Raw genomic sequence first — 21,975 nt, 5'->3', positions numbered from 1 at the left:
GTCGTGAGTCGTGAGTCGTGAGTCGTGAGTCGTGAGTCGTGAGTCGTGAGTCGTGAGGAATTATCGATTTTGTAAATGGCGAATTAACCCACCGAGTAAACCAGATACTTGGTGAATTAATTCAATGGCAGTTGTCACATCCCGGATGTAACCAAGGCGCTGGGCAATCAGCACCTGGGTTTCTATTTCACTCAACGAGCCACGTGCGATAAACAAAAAACGAATAAAGTCTTTATCACTTCCTCTTGCTGCACCTTCTGAAATGTTGCTTGGAATTGATACGGCAGCTCGCCTCATCTGACTTGTGAGACCAAATCTTTCGTCATCAGGAAATAGCGACGTAATTTGATAGATGTGTTCGACCAGATCCATCGCCTGCTGCCAAACTCTCAGCTCCTGATGCTTCCTCATTCCCATCCCCTTACCACTCACACTTCACCATTCACGACTCACACTTCACGCCTCACTTAGTCTCTGTGATCCTTAATGATCATGATCAGCATGCTGAGGATGAAGGCTAGGAAAATGGTGATGATGGCGAATACGCTGCTGTTGTAGAGCCGGTCGGGTTTTGTGGGGTATTCCGGCATTAGCGGGCTTTGCAGTACGCTTACTTGCTTGAGCTGGCGTGCAGCTTCCAGGCGGGTGTTCTCTAATGCGGCGAGTGCGCTGGAGTAGGTTTCCTGGGCGAACTGCGCTTGCAGTTCTAACGTTTCGTATTGCGCTGAAACGCTGTTGAGTGAATCCCCGGATGCCTGAGCGATACGGTCCCGCTGCTCAACAATTTGGTCGCGCAGTGCGCTGATATTGCGCTCTACCTGGCGTAGTTCTGACGATTGCGCGCTTTGGTAGCTAGAGAGCGCCGTACGTTGGGCTTGGAGCCGAGCTAAATCTGCTTCAAGTGTTGCGACAACCTGATTAATGTTTGCAACGGTATCTGTGGGCGATACCAGCCCGTACTCATTTTGGTACTCCAGCAACGCTTCGCGTGTTTCAGAGAAACGTTCATCCAGGCGCACCATTTGCTGCTCTAAAAACTTAACCTGCTCTTCGGCTAAACGGTGCCCCATTTCATTCATATGCGCTTCGCCCGCTTCCAATAGCAGCGTGGTCATCTGGTGCGCAAACTCAGGGGTATACCCCTCTACTTGAACATTCAGCACCCCTGCGTACTCATCTAATTCTACCGTTACCCGGCGCAGATAATATTTGTGCAGGTCTTCAATCGGTGCATCGTGGTTACGTAGTCTGGCAAAAATATCGCCGTGTTCGGTGTAGTGGTCGCGGATATTTAGTTCTTCATCTAGGCGACGCAGCATATCCACGGACAGTAAGTGTTCACGTAATAGCAGCAGATCTTGAGTATTGCCGCCGCTCCCTCCCATGATTGAGGATAAGCTAATTTCAGGGGTAGCTACTTGCGGGCTTTCCAGCACCACCGTGGCCCGTGATACATAACGATCCTGAGCCCAAACAAACCAATAAAAAGAAACTAAGAGTATGGCAAGTATCGCCACGGCCCAGTGTGGCGATTTTTTTACAAAACGACGTAACGAACGTTGCATGGATTATTTAGCCTTTAAACGATCAGAAAAGCGCAGGTGCATTAAAAGCCCAAGGGCAGTAACTGAGAGTGTAACCATCCAAAAGTAGGTCATGCTGGTACCGTGAATAATTTGATAATTTTCAAAAAAACCCAACCTCAGCGACTCTAACGCATGGGGTACAGGATTAAGCATTAGGTACTTGAGCAACCCATGGGGCAATTGATTCAGCGGGAAAATAACGCCGGAGAGTATCAAGAGTGGGAGTGAAAGCATACGAATTATCTTTCCAACCTCAGGCACCAGCGTACTGGCTACTGAAGTAAACAACCCTAGCCCTAGCCCCAACATCCACAATGAGAGCCAACCCCACATTGCACGAATCGCATTATCGGGGTAAATGTCTAGACCAAGCATTATACCGCCAAGGATAAAAAGCAGAAAAACAAAGGTGCGGAGCATTCCTTCTAAAAACACGCGGACAAATACGGGATCGATAGGTTGCACTTGGCGATAAGCAAACAATGAACTGTTACCCTCAATAGCACCCATGCCTCGTAGCATGCCATCCCGTGCTAAGAAAAAGCCGAGCATCCCAGTAATCATCCAAGGGATAAATGGGGCATTAGAGATCAGCTGATCGCCACTGATAAAACTACGTATGGCCGCCATTATTGCTACTAATGCGGCTGGTTCAAATACCATCCAGAACCATCCCATGCGGTCCGCCATGGTTCGCGAAATTGCTTCGCGCATAAACATGGCATACCACACGCTGCGAGTTACCTGCCACGGCGTGCGGGCGCTCCGAGGCTGGGGCTGAGCGTTTATGTTATCCATAGCGTTACTTTTGCATGTGTGAGGTGTGGGGTGTTGATTGTGAGGGGTGAGGTGTAAATTGTGAGGTGTAAATTGTGAGGGGTGAGGTGTGAGAGGGACTTTCTTTACCCCTCACTCCTTACTCTTCACCCTTCACTCCTTACCCTTCACTCCTCACCCTTCTCCTATTACAGATCGACCGCTACACGGGTAGCAACGGCTACCTGATAGAGGATCTGCGTGATGGTGGAGGCTAGCTGCAGGTTGTGCGTGGGTGCGGCGGGCATGACCAATATCTCGTCGCCGGGGCGCAGGTTTACGTTGCGGGCGTTTTCAACCGCACCGTTCTGGCGTACCACCAGAATGTGGTCGTCATCTGCGCGCTCGGTGAAGCCACCGGCGCCTTCGATGTAGTCGATCACGCTCATGCCGGGGCGGTAAACGGCGGCTTGGGGCACCAGCACTTCGCCACTGATCAGCATGGAGTCACTGACCTCAGGAATGGTGACCACATCGCCATCCTGCAGGCGGATATCGGAAATTCGGCCATCGTAGGCCACTACCAAGCGGCCGCTGGGTTCTAGCTCGCTAGCGCGGGAGATGAAGTCTTGAATCAACTCTGCTTCTTGAACTCGAATCTGGGCTTCTTCGTTGGTATTGGAAGGCGCGCCGAGGTAGGTGGTTTCCAAGCGGCGCAGGCTGTCTTCTAGCGACTGCGCTTGCTGCTCTTTTACACTTTCCCGCTTGATTGAGATGCTCTCTACTGCGGTCATGTTTTCCGGCACGGCGATGGCATCTAGCAGTTCGCTCAGGCGGGCATCCCGGGGTAGCGCATAGCGCGAGGGGCCGTAGTAGCTGCCTTCTACCTCAACCACGATGGTTTCGCTGCGCTGGTCGGAGCTGAACAGCACTTCGTCACCGCTGCGAATCGTTTGGCCTGCGAACATGTCGATGGGGAAGTACTGGGCAATGGGGCCGTCTTCACGGTCGCCACGCAGCAGTACGTGGGAAACTCCGCTTTTCAGCCGCGCCAAATTTACCAGCTCGGCGCCGCTAAGCTGATTGCCAACTAGCTCGTAACGGTGTTCACGATGCACATCGCCGCCGACTGCAATGGCGGGGCCGCGCTCTTCGACCACGATGGTGTCGCCATCCTGGAATTGCGGGCGGGCAATGCTGCCATTGAGCAGGAAGTCGTAAAGGTCGACCGTGGCTACTGTGGTGTCGTTGCGCACCACGCGCACTTGGCGATAGCTGCCCAGGTCTTGGTCAATGCCGCCCGCTTGATCCAGAAAGTAGAGCAGCGAGTCGTTAGGTGTACCGGCATAGCGGCCAGGGTTTTCTACATAGCCGGTGACATAAACAGCGACCGGCTGTACGCCTTGCAGGTTGGTGTAGACCTCGACGTTATCCGGGTAAACGGAAGTAATCGCGCTGCGCACGCTGCCATCCACCTCCTGGCTGCTCTGCCCTTCTACATTTAGCGGGCCAGAGCCGGGAATAAAGATATTGCCTTGGGCATCTACTGGCAGCACGCGGTCAAACTCAAACGCGCCCCAGGCGCGTACGGTGACTTGGTCACCGGGCTTGATGCGGTAATCAGGGTTTAGGCCATCGCCCATGGCGCCCCGAAAGCCACCGGTAAATAGGTTGGCGCCAAACGGTGGCAGCGCATCCGGGTCTTGCGGGGGTTCTGATACCGGGCCATAGGTGCCGCTGCGCCAGTCTGCACGGGGGGTGTCGTTAACCTGCTCCTGCTGCTGAGCACCTGCGCCCTGCTGGCCATTTTGTTCCGGCAACATACTGTCGGAAAGGCTCAGGGACTGCGCCATGGTAGTGCTGACGGTGAAGGTGCTAACCAGGGCAAGGGAAACCACAACTATGCTGCGTTTGAACGACGCGCGGTCAAGCAATTTTAAAACGTTCATCAGTTGCTCCCCTGTGTTGTTTGCGCCACAACGCGTTGGTTGACCCAGCCGTTCGGTGTTTTGCATACCAGGGCGGCCCCCGCGGCGTTAGTGCCTGCTTCAACTACGCGCAACTTGCGGCATTCCCGCCCGCTGGCGGCCAGGTAAGCGGCATCGGCCACAACTTCAACGTTGTCGCCCCATGGGCTGCTGGTTACATTCATGATGGCACCGGCGGGGGCTTTGGTAAGAAAATCGTTGAGGCTTTCATCTTGCAGCAACGTGGCGGGGTCATTGTTGAGCACATATTGTGCTTCTTGCTGGCTAGAGCCAGAGGGGTATGAGGCGCAACCGCTGACCATGACTAAACTAAGCGCCGCCAGCAGCATGCGAGCTGGCGACACCAATGAACGTGAGGGTAATGGCATAGTTAATTCCAAATTAAAGGCACGCTACCGCCCAGGGATCGTAACGGGCGTATTCCCTTGCCCTACTTTTCTGCGCGGGTGAATGTGGTGGTGCGCTACACTCTTAGTGGTTTACAGAAGTAGATATCAAACTAGATATTTCGCACCAGCTCGCCATTGTAGGGGAATACCGTCCTCGCCTCTACATCGACAACTCTTGTACAACTTGCTAACTTTACTTACGCAATGAATGGGTTATCTTTCATCGGCTTAGCGGCGGCGACCACCAACGATGCAAAAACGCCACACCGGCAAGCCAGTGTGGCGTAGGCATAACGCGCTTTTCCGCTGGTGAGCGTTGGCGGCTATAACGGGCTGTATACTTCTGCTGATTTGAGCGTGCTACCCGCCTGATCCTTTTCCGAAAGCGCAAACGGTACCGGCAGCTCGGGCCACTCGATACCTAGCGCCGGGTCGTCAAAGCGGATGCAGCGTTCGGATTCAGGATGGTAGAAGTCTGTGGTCTTGTAGAGAAAGTCTGCTGTTTCTGACATCACCACAAAAGCGTGCCCAAAGCCTTCTGGAACCCACAGTTGGCGATTGTTCTCGGCGGAAAGCTCGATGCCCACCCACTGACCAAACTGTGCCGAATCACGGCGCAAATCCACGGCCACATCCCAAACGCTGCCATGCACTACTCGCACCAACTTGCCCTGGGGCTGTTCCAACTGGTAGTGAATGCCACGCAAAACGCCCTGGCGTGAACGTGAATGGTTATCTTGCACGAACTGTCGCTTGCAGCCGGTGGCGTCTTCAAACGCCTGCTGGTTGAAGCTTTCCATAAAGAAGCCGCGTTCGTCGCCGAACACCTTGGGGGTCAGGATCACCACCTCGGGCAGGGCTGTTTTTTCAACGTGCATCAGTGGGCTCCTTCTGCATCTAGACGGTGTAATAGGTACTGGCCGTAGCCGGTCTTAGCCAGCGCAGTGGCACTTTCACGCAGTGCTTCATCGGTTAGCCAGCCCTGCTGCCAGGCAATCTCTTCCAGGCAGGCGACTTTAAGGCCCTGGCGGTGTTCGATGGTTTGCACATACTGGCTGGCTTCCAGCAGGCTGTCGTGGGTGCCGGTATCCAGCCATGCGAAGCCACGGCCCAGGCGCTCGACGCGCAGGTCACCGCGCTCCAGATAGGCGTTGTTGATGCTGGTGATTTCCAGCTCGCCGCGCTCGGATGGCTTCACCTGGCGGGCGATTTCCACCACATCGTTGTCGTAGAAGTAGAGGCCGGTTACCGCATAGGGCGATTTGGGCTTGTCGGGCTTCTCTTCGATGGAAACGGCGGTGCCGCTTTCGTCGAACTCCACCACACCAAAGCGCTCGGGATCCTTGACCAGGTAACCAAATACCGTGGCGCCGCTTGCCTGGTCAGAGGCGCGTTTTAGCTGCTCGGAGAAGTGCTGGCCGTGGAAGATGTTGTCGCCCAGCACCAGGCACACCGGCGCATCGCCGATGAACTCTTCACCAATGATGAACGCCTGGGCCAGGCCGTCCGGGCTTGGCTGCACGGCATACTCTAAACGCACGCCGAAGGAGTCGCCATTGCCCAGCAGGTTTTCGTATTGGGGCAGGTCTTCCGGCGTGGAGATGATCAGGATTTCGCGGATGCCTGCCAGCATGAGTACCGAGATGGGATAATAGATCATCGGCTTGTCGTAGATTGGCAGCAGTTGTTTTGAAACACCGCGCGTGATGGGGTGCAGGCGGGTTCCGCTGCCCCCCGCTAGAATTATGCCTTTACGTTGCATCGTTATTGCTCCTTGCTCGTTGCCCGCCACTAACGCGAGCTTGCTATTTCTTCCACGGTAAGCGCCAACTGGCTTTGCCAACTGGGCAACTGGATTCCCAGTGCTACCTCTATCTTATCGACTTCCAGCCGAGAATTCAGCGGGCGCGCCGCCGGGGTTGGGTAATCAACGGTGGGTATTGCCGTTACACCTTCCGGGCTAATCGCCACCGGTAATCCAGCCTGTTTTGCTACCTGGAATATCTCGCAGGCAAAGCCGTGCCAGCTGGTTTCGCCTTTGGGGGCGAGATGATACACGCCGCTTTTCAGTTCTTTGCTGGCTTTGGGGTTACGCAGCTTAGCTAACGCCTGCTGGGTGACGAGTGCAATCAGGCGTGCAGGTGTGGGCGCCCCCATCTGGTCACTGACAATGCTTAATGCTGTTCTTTCGGCCCCTAGCCGCAGCATGGTGGCCAGAAAGCTTTTGCCGAAGGCGCTGTAGACCCAGCTGGTGCGGAAAATCAGGTGCTGGCAGCCGCTGTTGGCGACGGCTTCGTCACCGGCCAGCTTGGTGGCGCCATAGGCGTTGCATGGCCCGGTGGCATCGCCTTCCTGCCAGGGGGCGGTGCCTTCGCCGTTGTAAACGTAATCCGAGGAGTAGTGGATCAACCAACAGGCGCGCTGCTGGCAGTACTCCGCCAGTTGCGCTGGCAGTTCGGCGTTTAGGCGCGTTGCCATTGCCTGGTCGGTTTCGGCGTTGTCCACCGCCGTGTAAGCTGCCGCGTTGACGATCAGGTCTGGCTGGTGTTCGGCCAGAAATGCATCGACGGCGGCGGCATCGGAAAGATCCAGCGCTGCGCGATTGGGCGCTAGAATTTCTCCCAGCGTTGCCAATTGACGACGCAGTTCAGAGCCCACCTGTCCGTTACCGCCGGTAATGAAAATGTTCATGGTAAATCCTTTTGAGTTCACGCCGGAAGGTTGTGCCGTGCCTCTTACAAGCTGCCCAAGCGTTGGCCCTGGTAGCTGCCGTCTTGTACGCGCTTCCACCAGGCTTCATTAGCCAGGTACCACTCTACGGTTTTGCGTAGCCCGGTTTCGAAGGTTTCTTCTGGTTTCCAGCCTAGCTCACGCTCAATTTTACTTGCATCAATGGCATAGCGTAGGTCATGGCCTGGACGGTCTTGCACGAAAGTGATTAGGTCTTTGTAAGATGTGAGTGGTGAGTGGTGAGGTGTGAGGCGCGAGCGCTGTGCTTGTGAGGGGTTCTCCTCACTCCTTACTCCTCTCTCCTCACTTAACATCAATTCATCCAGAATCTCACAGATGGTCTCAACTACGTGGAGGTTCGTCTGCTCGTTATGCCCACCGATGTTATAGGTTTCACCGACGACGCCTTCCGTGACGACTTTGACCAGCGCGCGGGCGTGGTCTTCTACATATAGCCAATCGCGTACTTGCTGGCCATTGCCGTAAACGGGTAGTGGCTTGCCCGCCAAGGCATTCAAAATCATCAACGGTATGAGCTTTTCGGGGAAGTGGTAAGGCCCGTAGTTGTTGGAGCAGTTGGTGACGAGGATCGGCAGGCCATAAGTGCGGTGCCATGCACGCACCAAGTGGTCGGAACTTGCCTTGCTGGCGGAGTAAGGCGAGCTGGGGGCGTAGGGGGTTTGTTCGGTAAACAGGTCTTCCGGGCCTTCCAGGTCGCCATACACTTCATCGGTGGAGATATGATGAAAGCGGAACGCGCTGGCTTTTTCAGGGGCGCTTGCTTGCAGGCCTTTCCAGTAGTGACGCACGGCTTCCAGCAGCGTGTAGGTGCCGACGATATTTGTCTGGATAAACGCAGCTGGGCCGTCAATCGAGCGGTCGACATGGGACTCTGCCGCCAAGTGCATCACCGCATCCGGCTGATGGCGATTAAGAATATTAGCCATGCTTGCCGCATCACCGATATCGGCCTGCTCAAAGGTGTAGCGGGCGCTGCTGTCTACCGAGCTTAGCGACTCAAGATTGCCTGCGTAGGTCAAGGCATCCACATTCACCACGGCGTGTTCGGTCTGCTCGATCAGGTATCGGATCACCGCTGAACCGATAAACCCTGCTCCACCTGTTACTAGAATATTCATACTAAATCACCACTATTACGGATCACTCTTTGATCGATCCCTGATTAATCTCATCGTTTTCACATGGCGCACATGCAAAAACACTGAACACTACTTACCTGCCCTGCCGAAGATGCCGTGGAATAACCCTTGGGTCATTTTCATAAAATGTTGTCGACGAGGTTTAGCATATAAAGTGTAAAAACCATATTTCAACAGTAACCGCCATGCATCGACACATTTCCACTGCAGCGGCACCCATCCGGTACGGTAGAGCAGCACGGCATTTCTGAAGTGATAATAGTGACGCAATGGGCTGTGCAACGGTATTTTCCGACCACGAAACTCGATGGGCGTTTCGCCCAGGCTGTGCTCCATGTGCGCTCCGCATACACCATAGCTTTGAAACCCGTGATGGCCTGCTCGCAGCCCCCATTCTATGTCGACATAATCAATGAATAAGTCGTCGCGCATGCCACCTACTTTTTCCAGCACCGACATAGGGATCAGGCATCCAGAGGCGATCAGATAATCGACTGGCAACACGGCACTGTCGCTCTCGCAACTATGCCTGCATAACCGCCAGTTGCGAATTTGCAGAAACGGGGGCGGGTTTTTCTGACGAGTATCTACGTAGCGAGGTCCGACAGAAGCAGCTACCGGTTGACTGGCTAGCGCGGCATGCAGCTTTTCAAGCATATTGGGCGCGGGCAGACTGTCTTGATCCATTAACAGCACGTGGCTAGCGCCCTGCTGCTTGGCCCATGCAATGCCTACGTTCTGCGCCGCGGCTATGCCGCGGTTTTCCTCCAAGGCAATGATGTGGTCGGCAGATTGTGGCCGCCCGATACTCCAACTAGGCAGGTCTTCATCTGAGCCGTTGTCCACTATCAGCACCGTTTCTACTTGGCTGGCTAGCCGATCCACCAGCTCACCCAGCACGTCCAGTGCCGGGTGGTAGGTGACAATAACGGCCGTGGTACGCGGTGTTGCCACATTAGGATCGATTGGCATGCCGGTACTCACTGGTTTCAATGATGCTATCGCTTGTGGAGTAACGACCGGCATCTACGCCAACCAGTATCTCCGCCAGCTCTTCCGCCTGATCTTCAAAGTAGGTTAGCTGGCTGTTTTCCAGTTTGATTTCATCCCCTGGGCGATAGTTTTTAAACACTCGGATGGATTCCAGAACCGCCTCTTTCAGGCGCTCACCTTTATCGCTAAATGGGATAATAATACCGTTCTCACCTGGAATGATGTCTTCGACGACACCACCTGCGTCGGTCGTGATGACCCAGACGTTTCTGGCTAGCGCCTCCCGAATGGTCAGGCCGAAGCTCTCTTTCCACTGGGTCGGGAACAGCAGCACATCAATACTGGCGAAGAAGCTATCGATCGTCTCCTGCGTATAGGCGGGCACGATTTCTACTCTTTGCATGTTCTTGAAGGTACTGGGGTCGTAGGTCGAGAACCCAAGATTGCGGGCATTATCGACAATAACGAGCTCAGCATTGGCACTATCGAGCTCGGTGAACACCTTCTTGACGAGATGCACGCCCTTGATTTCAGTATTGCCCCCCACGTAGCCGAAGCGAACAGGCCCATCATGAGCAATTTTGGGTGTGTTGCCTGGCTTACGGATACCGTTCTTGTTAACCAGTACCTTTTTCTCTGAATAGCCGTTGGCGATAAAGAAGTCGGCAAAAAAGCGGCTGGGTGCCAGCAACGCAGAGGCTCCGCTGAGCGCGGCGTCCATTTTGTCCAAACGCTCATTATTGAGGCTGGCGTTGTCCACACAGGAAGCGCATATGTCCCGATCAATCACGTATTGGCCACAGAACTTGCCGCGCCGATCAATCATGAACTGGCGACCACACAGCCACCATGCATCGTGTAGCGTGATGACGTACTTGATGTTCCGTTCCTTGCACAGGTCGACTATTGGCAGGCCGATGCCCTGGATACTGTGCAGGTGCACAATATCTGGCTGGACGACACTCAGCACATCGCTCAGCGCCTGCACGACATGGGGATTATCGAACTGTGACTTGTCATCCAGCCCATCAGGCAGGCCCATGCCATAGACGTTGATACCATCTGCTTCGTAGCGCCTGATTTGATAGGCTTCTGCCACGCTGGTCGGCACTGCTGTGAACATGTGCATGTCAAAATCGTCACGCTGATTCAACCGCGTGTTCATCTCTGCCGCTACCACGGTGGCACCACCAAAGGCGCGAGGCTTGTAGTAGCAATTGACCGCTAATACCTTGCACTTACGGGGCTGCGCTGCGCTTGCTTCGTGTCGGGCAAAGTCGCTGAGCAGGGGTTGAAGTTGCTGGGTGGCAATGTTTTCCGGGGAGTAAGCCTGCATTACAGAGGCATAGGCGTTTGCAGCCATTTGTTCGCGTAGCGCTGCATCAGTTACCAGTTGAGTGAAAGCTTCTTTCCACTCCTGGTCTGTTTCGCAGAGAAAGCCTTCCACGCCATTGGTGATAGCGCTGGTAAAGGCAGCCCGTGGCGAGCAGATAGAGGGCACCTGTACTGCGGACGCTTCCAGAAACTTGATATTGCTCTTGGAGTCGTTGAATACATAGTGCTCCAAGGGCGCAATGCTAATATCACACTCGGCGAGACTCTCTAGGTACTCTTCGTAGGAGCAGACCGGGATGCGTTCAATGCGGGACTCAAACTGATCGAACTCCACAGGTAGATCCAGCAAGCCAATGAGGCGGAAGTGTACGTTGCTGTGCGTTGCCAGTATTTCCAGCAGCGCTGGCACCGCTTCCTGGAAGTCGACGTTGTGGGTATTGGTGCCAGAGCCGTACACGATTCGTACAACGTCATCCTTGATAGCCGTCTTGCGCTTTTCGTTTACCTTTTCGGCCACGACCATGGTTTGTGCATCCAACGCATTTTCGACCACCTGAACACTGTTCATGCCCGACTCTTGCATGGCTTTTGCTAGCCCGGTGGTGGAAGCGATGCCGTTATCACAGCTGAGCATGGCTTTAAGGTAAAGCTCGGCACCTGTCAGTAGCCCCTGGAAATCATCTTTGGAGAGCCCCGCCAGCGTTTTGCTGTTGAGTAGCACTTCTCGGTTGAAAATCAGGTCATCGACTTCCCAATAAGTGGGCACATTGAGGCGCTTGGCTTCTTCGATGATGCTTATTACATTCGGGAACCCTGGAACACGGTAAAAAATGACCATGGAGTGCGTCTGCAAGGCCTTGATCGCTTTTTCAGACTCGTTCCAGTCAATCGCCGTACACTCTACGCCCAAATGCTCGAACATTTTCTGCTTTTGAGTGACTCGGTATTTTTTGCACTGGGGAATGCTGAATTCAGCGACAATCAGTACTCGCGGTGCCAGGTATTCCGGCGCCTGATGGGTAAGTGATGCCAGATAGACGGGGTCGGTCACGTGCGGCATGGTAACGCTGGTGGAGGACTCGACCAGGCGAAACCCTCTTTTCACTCCCGCAAAGCCTTCACGACGATAGATCGCAATGGCTTTGCGCGCCGTGTTTTTCATACCACCGCCGCGCTGCACCGCAGGCTTGATCAAGCCTATCGCCCGGCGGCATTGGTTGACGAATACCTTGCCGTCACGCAGTGGCTTGGTCACCTTCCAGCTTCTGGAATTAAGTATTTCTGCAAGCTGACGCTCTTTTTCAGCCAGCTGCTCGCCACGCTCCAGCAGCGATGTGTCACGCTCGCCGATGGTAGCATTGAGCTGCTCGAACTCTGCATTCCTATTGTCTAACTGAATTTGCGTATCTTTAAGAACACTATCGCGCTCTTCAATGTCATGATTCAGCGCTTTAACTAGATCGTCTCGTTTAGCTATTTCCTGATTGGCATTGGCAACCGCTTCGTGCAGCTGGGTAATGTCCCACTGCCGCTCAATTACCTCACCAAGCTTGGAAAAATACTTACGTATGAGCGCGTGCCCTTCGGGCTGCGACCACTCGTTGACCAGTTCCAGCACTTCTTCTGGCTGCTCTTTACCGACAAACAGCACGCCCAGGCCAAACGAGTGCTCAAAAATGATGTGCGGGTAGTGCTCTTTTAACTCGCTCCACAGCTTCCAAACGCCAAAGTCGCGCTCGCGTACGTTGGTATCGTGAAACAGTACAACGCCTCTTTCGGAGAGCTTCGGCAGCCACGTTTCAAAATCGTGTTTAACCGCTTCGTAGCTGTGAAGACCATCTATGTGTAGAAAATCGACATCACCATCAGCAAAGTTCTCTACTGCTTCATCAAAGGTCATTCTCAGCAGTTTAGAGAAATCTTTATAGTGCTCATCGTGATGCTTGCTGACCACATCAAACACGTGTTCAGAGTACAAACCTGCGTGCTCATCCCCTTCCCAGGTGTCTACCGCATAGCAACGGGTAGGCAGTTTGTTTTTGTCGATGCTTTCACAAAAGGAGAAGTAGGAGTGCCCGTAGTGCGTGCCCAGTTCTACCAGACAGTCTGGCTTCAAGGTTTCAACCAACCACGCACCAAAGGGAATGTGACCAAGCCATGCACTGGGAAACTTCGAGGGTTCTTTCGAAACAAACGAAGACTTCAACATCTGCTGATAAATATTCATAAGCTGGTCATCTCAATCTTTTTCATAGGTATGCCTACTAGCCCAGTACTGACACTGCTGCTATGCGACTTCAATACGATGGCGTCGTGCATCCAGTGGTGCTGGACATGCCCTTGCTGGCTGCCTTCAGCAATCGCTACCGTCATTGAGTAATCCCCCATCGGTAAAACGGGCATCCTGAATTGGAAATTGGCCACGAAGGTTTCGCCTTCAGCAATATGAATCGGCTCTTCTACATAGGTGAGGTAGGTGTTGTCACCGAACAGGTGCTGACCCAGCCTGTCTTTGACAAGGAAGCCGACAATTGGGCTGGTGAGGTAAGCCTTGGCGGTGCATTCAATTCTTACCGTGACGTTTTCACCACCCACTACCCAGGCCAGGCGTTGATCGTTTTCATCCAGCAGGTGCGCCGAGTCGATGACGGCCCCACCACTGCCGAAGCCTTCCGAATTTTCATCAAACTTCACTATTTCGATGTCGTTGCGGTACTGGGTCGTGTTAAGGAAATCCAACCGCATGTCTCGAACGTCTTCGATAGTCTCTTCTTGATCGGAACTGTCGCTCTTTTCATCCTTATTGACTGTCATGGGCGCGGTACCATCCTGCTGCGAGATGTACATGGCAGCCAGATACGCCTTGGATATGTCTTTCGGTTCTCCGATCATCTTGATTTCGCCCTTGTCTAGCCATACCACTCGCTGACAAAGGTTGATAATGGCGCCTGTGTCGTGACTCACAAACAGGACCGTTCCGTGTTCCATGAACTTGCGCAGAAAGCGCATGCATTTCTGCACAAAAAAAGCATCACCTACCGATAATGCTTCATCGATGACGAGGATGTCGGCATCTACGTGTGCAATTACTGCGAACGCTAGGCGAACCGCCATGCCGCTTGAGTATGTTTTGATTGGCTGATCGATGAAGTCGCCGATATCGGCAAACTCCACGATACTGTCGAAGCGATCGCTCACTTCTTCAGTGGTCAGGCCCAGCACAGTAGCGTTCATATAGACGTTTTCGCGCCCTGTGAACTCTGGGTTAAAACCGGAACCAAGCTCCAGCAGCGCTGCAATCCGTCCACGGGTCTCGATCTGGCCCTGGGTGGGTGTCAGCGTGCCGCAGATCATCTGTAGCAGCGTTGATTTACCCGAACCGTTACGACCAATGATACCGACCGTTTCACCTTTTTTGACCTCGAATGAAACGTCATGAAGCGCCTTGAATTCTTTAAAGTAGTTTGTGTGCCCTGCGCCCATCAGCTTTTTCAAACGTGGCACAACAAACTGCTTCAAACGATCATTAGGCTTATCATAAACCTGATAATATTTATGAATATTATCTACTTTAATTATCGTTTCATTAGAGGACATCAGCAAATCCCTTTCTGGTTTTCTGAAACCATGCATATCCTAACCAAGCGAAAACGGTAGAAAAAAACGTATATACTCCCAGCCCTAACCAATCAGGTAAACGACCCCAGATTAGTACTTCTCTTGCTTGCTCGATAATAAAGGTTAAAGGGTTCAGCAATATCAATATCTGATACTCTTCTGGAAGTCGATCGATAGGAAAGAAGATCGGTGACAGGAATAAGAGTACGGTTATTATGACGCCGATGAACTGGCCGATATCACGCAGGAACACCCCCAATGCGGCCAGCATCCAGGCCACGCCTAACGACAACACAGCTAGTGGGAAGAAGACAAGAGGCGATAGGATAATGGTCCAGGGCGGAATGCCAGTAAATGCGATATAGGCGAACTGCAGTACCAGAAGGCTAATAGCCGTGTGAAAAATGGCGCTACCTAATGCAATGGCGGGCAGTATTTCCAGAGGAAACACGACTTTCTTGACATAGTTGGAGCTCCCCAGCACCAAGCCAGGTGCTTTACTCAACACTTCTGCAAAAAAGCTATGCACCACCAAGCCTGCAAACAGGACAACCGCAAACTGAGTGCTAGTTTCATCTTCACCTACGCCCCAGCGGGCATTGAACACCACCGAGAAAACAAAGGTATACACTAACAGCATGAAAACAGGATTTAGGAATGACCAGAACAGTCCTAACACTGACCCTCTATAACGGCCAGCGACATCGCGCTTAGTCATCGTTATAATAAGGTCGCGATGCTGCCATAAACTTTTTAGCAACGACTTGAATGATATTGGTTGATCAGAATGGGGGTTCATCAATTCCTCGGATTATCTTTTCAGGCAATTTTCGCCATCATTTATATAAGACTAGAATAAGATCAACACGTAATGACTAATATCTTTTTATCAGTTGTTGTGCAAAATCATCTATATTAGCGTTTTCTTTCTGCTTCTTTTTTGCGAGAAGGCAATTGAGCAAATAGGTTTTCATACGCCGTCCTTGGTGAAATTAATACATCTTAGGGCTTGGCCAGTACTGGCAGGTGGCTACTATACAGCAGCGAAGGTTTTTTGAGAATTCTGAGGCTCTTTGGTTCCTTAAAAGGCACGATAAGCTAGGAGCTTTTTGGGCTTCACCACCAACAAAAGCAAATGACAATTATTACAATCTATAGCTCTATATCAGTAACTCGTTAAAAATATGCTATTTTGTTTGGATTTATTGTAATGACTCGTGTTCCCCCAACAGATGATGAGAGAGCGTAGTGAATAGCGTAGGCCTATGTGTACCAACATTGAATGCTGGTGCCTTGTGGCATGAGTGGCTAAAACGAACCGCTCTGGCCGCAGATGGATTTCGCGTATTGGTGGTGGATTCTTGTTCTATCGACGGTACTGCCGAAGCCGCGCGCAATGCGGGCTTTGAGACGCTGGAAATCAGCCGTGAGACTTTTAATCATGGTGCTACTCGCCAAAGTGCGCTGCATCACTTGAGCGATTGTGACATCGTGGTTTTTCTCACTCAGGATGCACTGGTGGCCGATTCCGAAGCGCTGACCCGACTAGTCTCCGAATTTGAAGACCCTGAGGTTGGGGCTGCTTTCGGCAGGCAACTGCCACACCTGGATGCCACACCTATTGCCGCTCATGCACGGCTATTTAACTACCCTGCAGCTTCACGGGTGGTCAGCCAGGCAGATATTCCCAGGCTGGGCATCAAAACCGCCTTTCTCTCCAACTCTTTTGCCGCCTACCGCAGGCAAGCGTTAATAGAAGCTGGAGGCTTTCCTGACCATGTGATCCTTTCCGAAGACATGATGGCGGGTGCCAGACTGCTCAAACAGGGTTGGAAACTGGCTTATAACGCCAGCGCCTGTGTACACCACTCCCATAACTATTCGATTCGAGAAGAGTTTAAGCGCTACTTTGATATTGGGGCGTTTCATGCGCAGGAGACGTGGTTGATTGAGTGGTTGGGCAGCGCTGAAGGCGAAGGCTTACGCTTTATTCGCTCTGAGGCGAAATACCTGCTAAAACACGCCCCTATTGCGCTCCCCGGCGCTATGCTTCGCACTTTTGCCAAGTATTTGGGCTACCGGCTTGGGCGCCATCAGAGGCAGTTGCCTAACCGCCTCAAGCAAAAGCTTTCAATGCACGCTCGGTTCTGGAACTGAGCGGCCTGATTTTTTCGCCATAGTCAGTTTAATCCTCAATAGGCGTTTTTATTAAAGAAGCCTTTAACAATAGTAAGGAAGATAATCTTTAAATCCAGCCCCAATGACCAGCTATCGATATACCACAAGTCATGGGCAACGCGTTTTTCCATCTTTTCAATAGTATCTGTGCCACCTCTATGACCGTTCACTTGCGCCCAGCCGGTAATCCCCGGCTTTACTTTGTGTCGCTTCATATAAGACTCAACAATGTCTTTATAATATTCGTTATGAGCCAAGGCATGCGGCCTTGGCCCAACAATCGACATGCGGCCCTGCAATACATTATAAAACTGTGGCAGTTCATCGAAGGAGCTTTTTCTCAGAAAAGCACCAATAGGCGTTATTCTTTCATCGCCAGGACATGCTTGTGTGACCCAACCTTCTGGCTCCTGATGAACGTACATAGTACGAAACTTATAAACCTTGAAAAACTTTCCATTGGCCCCGGTGCGATACTGTTTAAACAATACTGGGCCCGGCGAAGTAGCTTTAATACAGACCGCAATAACAAAGCAAACTGGTAATATCAAAAGGCTAATGATGGACCCTAACACCAGATCTTCCATGCGCTTGACGATGCGTGTCACCCCGTCCAATGGCGAAACACTGAGATCAACCGCCAGGTGGCCCGCCACTTCGCTCATGCGGTGGTTGAGCAGTTGCATACCTTCAAAGTCGGGAATGAAGCGAACCTCTGCAGTATGATAGCGGAGCTCGTAGAAAATGGAACGAACCAGCCCACCCATTTCCAGCGGTACACAGATCCACACTTCTCGCGCACCTGACTCAATGACACGCCTGATCAAGCGTTCATAGAAGAGGTCATCCGGTTTTTCTTGCAAACGCTCGATACCAGCGATGCAGTAACCTTCAAAGGGAGCATTGCGCATCCCCTTGCCCACATGGATCACTTGCAATGAGGGCCCTACCAAGAAGACCGGGCGCTTAGCCTTACCCAGCTTTCTTGCATATTTAAGCAGTAACTGTGCAGCTACTCTTAATCCGGCCGCTATGACAAACGAAAAGAACAGCGTATAGCCGATCCACAAACGAGAGTAGCTACCGGCAGCATGTGCAAAAAAGATGAGTGAAGCTACTAATATGGCAACAGCCGACCATACCATACTCAGCTTTAATAATAGGGTTGATATTTTACTGATACGCCAGCGTATATAACCGCCGTGTAATGTATTAATCATTAAGACTAATAAAGACATTACCACTATTGCAAGCCAATACCTGTCGTGTAGCTGGAGAGATTGAAAGCGTACACAGTGTGCAAGCAGCCCTCCTACTACAAGAGCAAATATATCCACTCCCGGCATTATAAGCTGAGCCGGATAGCGTTCTACAATTCCTATTGATCGTCTATCCATGAGTCACAGTATTTTTTGCAATTCATTATTGCATTATGTTTGCGTTAAGATAGCAGGCAATATTCACTACAATTTGACTAATACCCTTCACTGCTACCCTCTATATGATGTTACATATTTCATCTTTAGCTTTGGACCAAGCATTCAACAATTAATAATTAAAAACATCATTCAACAGCAGTTAATATAAAAATTAAATTAATCAAAACACAAAGTTCCTACTAGCAACAACAATACTCTCACCGCCTTTCCTTTGACGCAATCATAACAGAACAACGAGCATCTCGCCTCATCCTGGAGACTGCTTTCAATGCGCTTCGCACAGGTACCGCTTCTTAAGCGACCTGGATTACCCAGCCCATATTGTAGACGAGCCCATACAGAAGGCTGCAAAAAAGCCCTCTACTTGATGAAGAGGGCTTCTTTGCAGGGTAATGCGCTTAGATTTTGTTTCTTACGAACTATTTAAAAATGATAGCGCGCCCCAGCAAGCCAATACGTCCTGCCTGCCGTGCTCTCTTTACGGACGCTGGGTGCATCACCGTCAGCTAGCTCTACAAATACATCGAATGCGCTGGAGACTTTGTAGTAAGCCCCTGCTGCCCAGGCGTTGCTCTCCTCACTATCGTCAGGGTCTACGTTGTAGTAATCCGCAGTAAATGACCATGGCCCTGTGGAGTAGGTGCCGCCCAGGCCAACCGTCTCAAAACCACCGCCGTAGGTATCGCTATTATCTTGGGTTTCAGCACCTAAGCGCATGGAGAGTTGATCTGTAAGAGAGTATGCGCCGATAAGGCCATAAAGCATTTCGCCGTTACCGCTGCCACCACCTCGAACCACGTTCTCCACCGCGCCAAAACCGATCTTAAACGGCCCCTGCTGGTAACGAACACCGCCTTGGGCGGCAACGACTTCGCCTTCACTGCTCTGTTCAGCAGCCGTTAACCCGCGCTCACTGTAATGCTTAACCTGGAGAAAAGAGGTGAAGCCGTTCAGTTCAGGCGTGTAGTAACCAATCGAATCACCGCGCGACTGTAGCCCGGTTGAATTGAAAAGCAGTCCGCGGTCGAGGTAGACATCAAAGGGTGCCGATACAAATTGGTAGTAAAGACTATCGAAGTTACCCGCTTGCAGTGTGCCGTACTGCTTACTTGCCAAGCCGATATAGCTCTGACGGATTTCATTAAAACCCTGGTCAGTATTACGTTCATCGCCAGTAAATCGCCACTCTAAGCGCCCAAAGGCGTTTAAGTCGGATGTAATAGCCTGGCTCATTCGAAACCCTAGACGGGAGTACACATCAACGAATTCCGCGCCATCATTGACCTTATTGCCGGCACGATCAAACTCTGGGCCACCGCCCGCGATACCCATTGAGATACGCCCGTAAACATCAAGTTTAGAGCCCTCTTGATCATATAGCGTTGCGGCTTGAACCGAGGCGATGCTTAACAGGCTGGCTACCGCTACTGCTAACTGCTTCTTCTGCATTCGAAATGATCCCTTGATATGCTCATCTTATTGGCTGCTTACGCTATTCCGCTGTGCAGCGAACTAATGTTATACAATATCAAGTTATCATTAAAGAAAAATCATTCTTATTTACATTAGCTATAAAAACGCAATCATTAATCCCAAAAAAACCGGCCTCTAAGAGGCCGGTTCTATTTGGTTCTGCTAGGCAGTTACCCTTTAAGCGTGGTGTTTAAACCAAGCTTAGAAGTGGTAACGAGCGCCTGTCAGCCAGTATACGTCGTCAGTCAGGTCACCAAGGGTAACGTCACGATCAACAGTTGGTGCGTCGCCATCGTTAAGCTCGAGGAACACGTCGAAGTTACTGGATACATTGTAATAAGTACCTAGAACCCAAGCGTTACTGTCGTCTAACTCTTCGCGGTCTACGTTGTAATAGTCAGCAGCGAATGCCCAAGGACCAGTGGTGAAAGTACCACCTACACCAACTTTATCGTAGCCATTTTCGTCGTTAGCACCACGAAGCGCGTAGCTGTCGTTGTTGTCACGAGTTTCATAGCCCAGACGTGCAGAGAACTGGTCAGTGAAATCGTAAGAACCGATCAGGCCGTACAGCACTTCGCCGTTACCGCCGCCGCGCTGCACGTCATCAACGAAGCCAAGACCAACAGTCACAGGGCCTTGTGCATAACGTACGCCACCCTGAGCTGCAACAACTTCACCTTCTGAAGATTGCTGAGCTTCAGTCAGGCCGCGCTCGCTGTAGTGCTTCGCTTGCAGGTAAGCAGTGAAGCCACTCAGGTCAGGCGTGTAGTAACCGATAGAGTCGCCACGTGACTGCTTCGGGTGACCTGCGAATTCTAAACCACGATCGATTTCCCAATCAAAGGGCAAAGAAACGAACTGGTTGTAGAAGCTGTCGAAGTTACCCGCTTGGAAAGTACCAAACTGGTCGCTTTGCAGACCGATGTAGCTCTGACGGACTTCTTTGAAGCCGGTGTTGCCGTTACCGCTGGGGCCGGTACGCTCGTCACCATCGAAACGCCACTCAACACGACCGAACGCAGTCAGATCGCGAGAAACTTCGTGGCTCATACGCAGACCAAGACGCGAATAAACGTCTACAAACTCAGCGCCGTCATCGATTTTCTGACCAGCGTTATTGAACTCGGGGCCACCGCCAGCGACACCCATGGCGATACGGCCATAAACATCTAACCGAGTGCCGTCTTGGTCATAAACGGTTGCAGCTTGGGCTGCAGCAGAGGCACCCAGGGCGCCAACGATAGCAGTCGCTAAAAGTGTTTTTTTCATGATGTAAGTTCCTTAACTCGTATACTGTTTCGATCGTTGCTGCTCAGCTCTTAATAAGCTGGCAGTTGGCTTTTGCGGGCCATGCTCTTTTGCCATCCACTGGTTTTTCCCAGTGGTATGCGGCATGTCCTCAACTAAGCCTTGTTATAGTCCAATGCTCGCAGAACAAACTCTATACCGGGACTCAAGGGAACGCAATAGAAAAAAACAGTGTTTTCTTACTATTTGTGCTTTTTTATGGAACCCCTGCCTACTGACCTGGTCTCAGCGGCCTTTGAATTTTTGCTGTAGGCCTAACAATTTGTCTTCCATGCTAAGCGGCTTACGCGGCTCGCTTTTTTCGTTTTCTGCCTGCTCTGCCGCCTCTTGGCGGGGTTTATGCGCAACAGGCTTCGGTTTGGGTGGCGCTTTCTTGGACGGCTGCGGCCCTTTCTGATCACCACGTTTTTCTGCTGCATGCAGTGCCGATTGCTTATCAACCTTGCCGGCAGGCTGACCATCTAAATCTACCCGCTCAACACCCTCTCGCACGGCTTTTATGTAGCGAGGAAGGTTCACGTAGTTGGCTAAGGCGCGGCGAATCAGTTTATTTGGCCACTCTTCGCGCTCGGCAAGCTCTTGGTGAATGCCTACTTTTAGCGGTTTGGTGTGCCCCTTAAAAAACGCTTTGGGGTAGCGCTCATACCATTGATTAAGCAGGGCGTGCGGCGAAGGCACTGACGCTGTTTTAGGGTCGCTAGCCGCTTCGCTGGGCGCTTTTTGTGCAGAGACTTCTTCAGGTTCAGGGACTTGCTCTTCAGCTGGTTCTTCTTCGAAGGCTTTAGTGTCTTGAGCTGCCGCCTCTGGCGCATCGTCGCTGAGCACTTCTTCGTTATGCGTTTCAGTTTCTATTGTCGTCGCGGTTTCTGAGCTTGGCACGCTTTGGGCTTGGGCGTCTTTCAGCGCCAATTGCTGTTTTAGCCGCTGATTTTCTTCGCGCAGGGCTTGTAGCTCAGCTTGTGTGCGTTCAAGACGTGTTTCTAAGTCATCCAACATATTCATTAAGCTGGCGGCCATAG

At 51.8% G+C, this 21,975-nt stretch carries 18 protein-coding genes; 1 reads left to right on the top strand and 17 read right to left on the bottom strand.

Annotated elements, in window-relative coordinates:
- Positions 1–60: 60 nt before the first annotated feature.
- The 13 genes from U738_RS05065 to U738_RS05005 form a co-directional block, all read right to left on the bottom strand.
- Positions 61–411, bottom strand: a complete 351-nt coding sequence (locus U738_RS05065; protein WP_152561125.1) for a four helix bundle protein — start codon at positions 409–411, stop codon at positions 61–63.
- A gap of 56 nt (positions 412–467) precedes the next feature.
- Positions 468–1,565 (bottom strand): chain-length determining protein, encoded by a 1,098-nt coding sequence (locus tag U738_RS05060; RefSeq protein ID WP_035577955.1) that lies wholly within the window; start codon positions 1,563–1,565, stop codon positions 468–470.
- Between the two features lie 3 nt (positions 1,566–1,568).
- Positions 1,569–2,384 (bottom strand): ABC transporter permease, encoded by an 816-nt coding sequence (locus U738_RS05055; RefSeq protein ID WP_051912758.1) that lies wholly within the window; start codon positions 2,382–2,384, stop codon positions 1,569–1,571.
- 167 nt (positions 2,385–2,551) lie between these two features.
- Positions 2,552–4,291 (bottom strand): polysaccharide biosynthesis/export family protein, encoded by a 1,740-nt coding sequence (locus U738_RS05050; protein ID WP_035577953.1) that lies wholly within the window; start codon positions 4,289–4,291, stop codon positions 2,552–2,554.
- Positions 4,291–4,698: a DVU3141 family protein gene (locus U738_RS05045; protein ID WP_035577952.1), complete on the bottom strand. Its 408-nt coding sequence runs from the start codon at positions 4,696–4,698 to the stop codon at positions 4,291–4,293. The genes U738_RS05050 and U738_RS05045 overlap by 1 nt, the downstream gene beginning before the upstream one ends.
- Positions 4,699–5,042: 344 nt before the next feature.
- Positions 5,043–5,597, bottom strand: coding sequence for a dTDP-4-dehydrorhamnose 3,5-epimerase (gene rfbC, locus U738_RS05040; protein ID WP_035577950.1), 555 nt, complete (start codon positions 5,595–5,597; stop codon positions 5,043–5,045).
- Positions 5,597–6,481 carry a glucose-1-phosphate thymidylyltransferase RfbA gene (gene rfbA / locus U738_RS05035; protein ID WP_035577947.1) on the bottom strand — a complete coding sequence of 295 codons (885 nt, stop codon included), beginning with the start codon at positions 6,479–6,481 and terminating at the stop codon, positions 5,597–5,599. The genes rfbC and rfbA overlap by 1 nt, the downstream gene beginning before the upstream one ends.
- Positions 6,482–6,510: 29 nt before the next feature.
- Positions 6,511–7,410 (bottom strand): dTDP-4-dehydrorhamnose reductase, encoded by a 900-nt coding sequence (gene rfbD, locus U738_RS05030; protein WP_035577946.1) that lies wholly within the window; start codon positions 7,408–7,410, stop codon positions 6,511–6,513.
- 44 nt (positions 7,411–7,454) lie between these two features.
- Entirely contained in the window at positions 7,455–8,588 is a 1,134-nt protein-coding gene (gene rfbB, locus U738_RS05025) for a dTDP-glucose 4,6-dehydratase (RefSeq protein WP_035577944.1), read from the bottom strand.
- A gap of 90 nt (positions 8,589–8,678) precedes the next feature.
- Complete coding sequence (locus U738_RS05020) at positions 8,679–9,581, bottom strand: glycosyltransferase family 2 protein (protein ID WP_051912757.1); 903 nt, start codon at positions 9,579–9,581, stop codon at positions 8,679–8,681.
- Positions 9,565–13,164, bottom strand: a complete 3,600-nt coding sequence (locus U738_RS22615; protein ID WP_051912756.1) for a class I SAM-dependent methyltransferase — start codon at positions 13,162–13,164, stop codon at positions 9,565–9,567. The genes U738_RS05020 and U738_RS22615 overlap by 17 nt, the downstream gene beginning before the upstream one ends.
- The gene (locus U738_RS05010) at positions 13,161–14,534 is read right to left on the bottom strand and encodes an ABC transporter ATP-binding protein (protein ID WP_035577942.1); all 1,374 of its coding nucleotides are present in this window, start codon (positions 14,532–14,534) and stop codon (positions 13,161–13,163) included. Before U738_RS05010 ends, U738_RS22615 begins: the two co-directional genes overlap by 4 nt.
- A complete protein-coding gene (locus U738_RS05005; protein ID WP_035577940.1) occupies positions 14,524–15,354 on the bottom strand; it encodes an ABC transporter permease in 831 nt (276 codons plus the stop codon). Before U738_RS05005 ends, U738_RS05010 begins: the two co-directional genes overlap by 11 nt.
- A gap of 449 nt (positions 15,355–15,803) precedes the next feature.
- On the opposite strand from U738_RS05005, the gene U738_RS05000 reads away from it, so the two are divergent.
- Positions 15,804–16,712 carry a glycosyltransferase gene (locus U738_RS05000; protein WP_035577938.1) on the top strand — a complete coding sequence of 303 codons (909 nt, stop codon included), beginning with the start codon at positions 15,804–15,806 and terminating at the stop codon, positions 16,710–16,712.
- Between the two features lie 35 nt (positions 16,713–16,747).
- Here the strand turns inward: U738_RS05000 and U738_RS04995 are convergent, their stop codons facing one another.
- The 4 genes from U738_RS04995 to U738_RS04980 form a co-directional block, all read right to left on the bottom strand.
- Positions 16,748–18,079 (bottom strand): undecaprenyl-phosphate glucose phosphotransferase, encoded by a 1,332-nt coding sequence (locus U738_RS04995; protein WP_327050263.1) that lies wholly within the window; start codon positions 18,077–18,079, stop codon positions 16,748–16,750.
- Between the two features lie 516 nt (positions 18,080–18,595).
- Positions 18,596–19,621, bottom strand: coding sequence for a porin (locus tag U738_RS04990; protein ID WP_035577934.1), 1,026 nt, complete (start codon positions 19,619–19,621; stop codon positions 18,596–18,598).
- A 225-nt stretch (positions 19,622–19,846) separates the two neighbouring features.
- Complete coding sequence (locus U738_RS04985) at positions 19,847–20,917, bottom strand: porin (RefSeq protein WP_035577932.1); 1,071 nt, start codon at positions 20,915–20,917, stop codon at positions 19,847–19,849.
- A 264-nt stretch (positions 20,918–21,181) separates the two neighbouring features.
- A complete protein-coding gene (locus U738_RS04980) occupies positions 21,182–21,973 on the bottom strand; it encodes a ProQ/FINO family protein (RefSeq protein ID WP_035577930.1) in 792 nt (263 codons plus the stop codon).
- Between the last annotated feature and the right edge of the window lie 2 nt (positions 21,974–21,975).

It is taken from the genome of Halomonas sp. TG39a, assembly GCF_000744395.1.
In the GTDB taxonomy this organism is placed as follows: Bacteria; Pseudomonadota; Gammaproteobacteria; order Pseudomonadales; family Halomonadaceae; genus Vreelandella; species Vreelandella ventosae_B.
The sequence above is the reverse complement of the archived record's forward strand: the minus strand, read 5'-3'. Positions and strand labels throughout refer to the sequence as shown.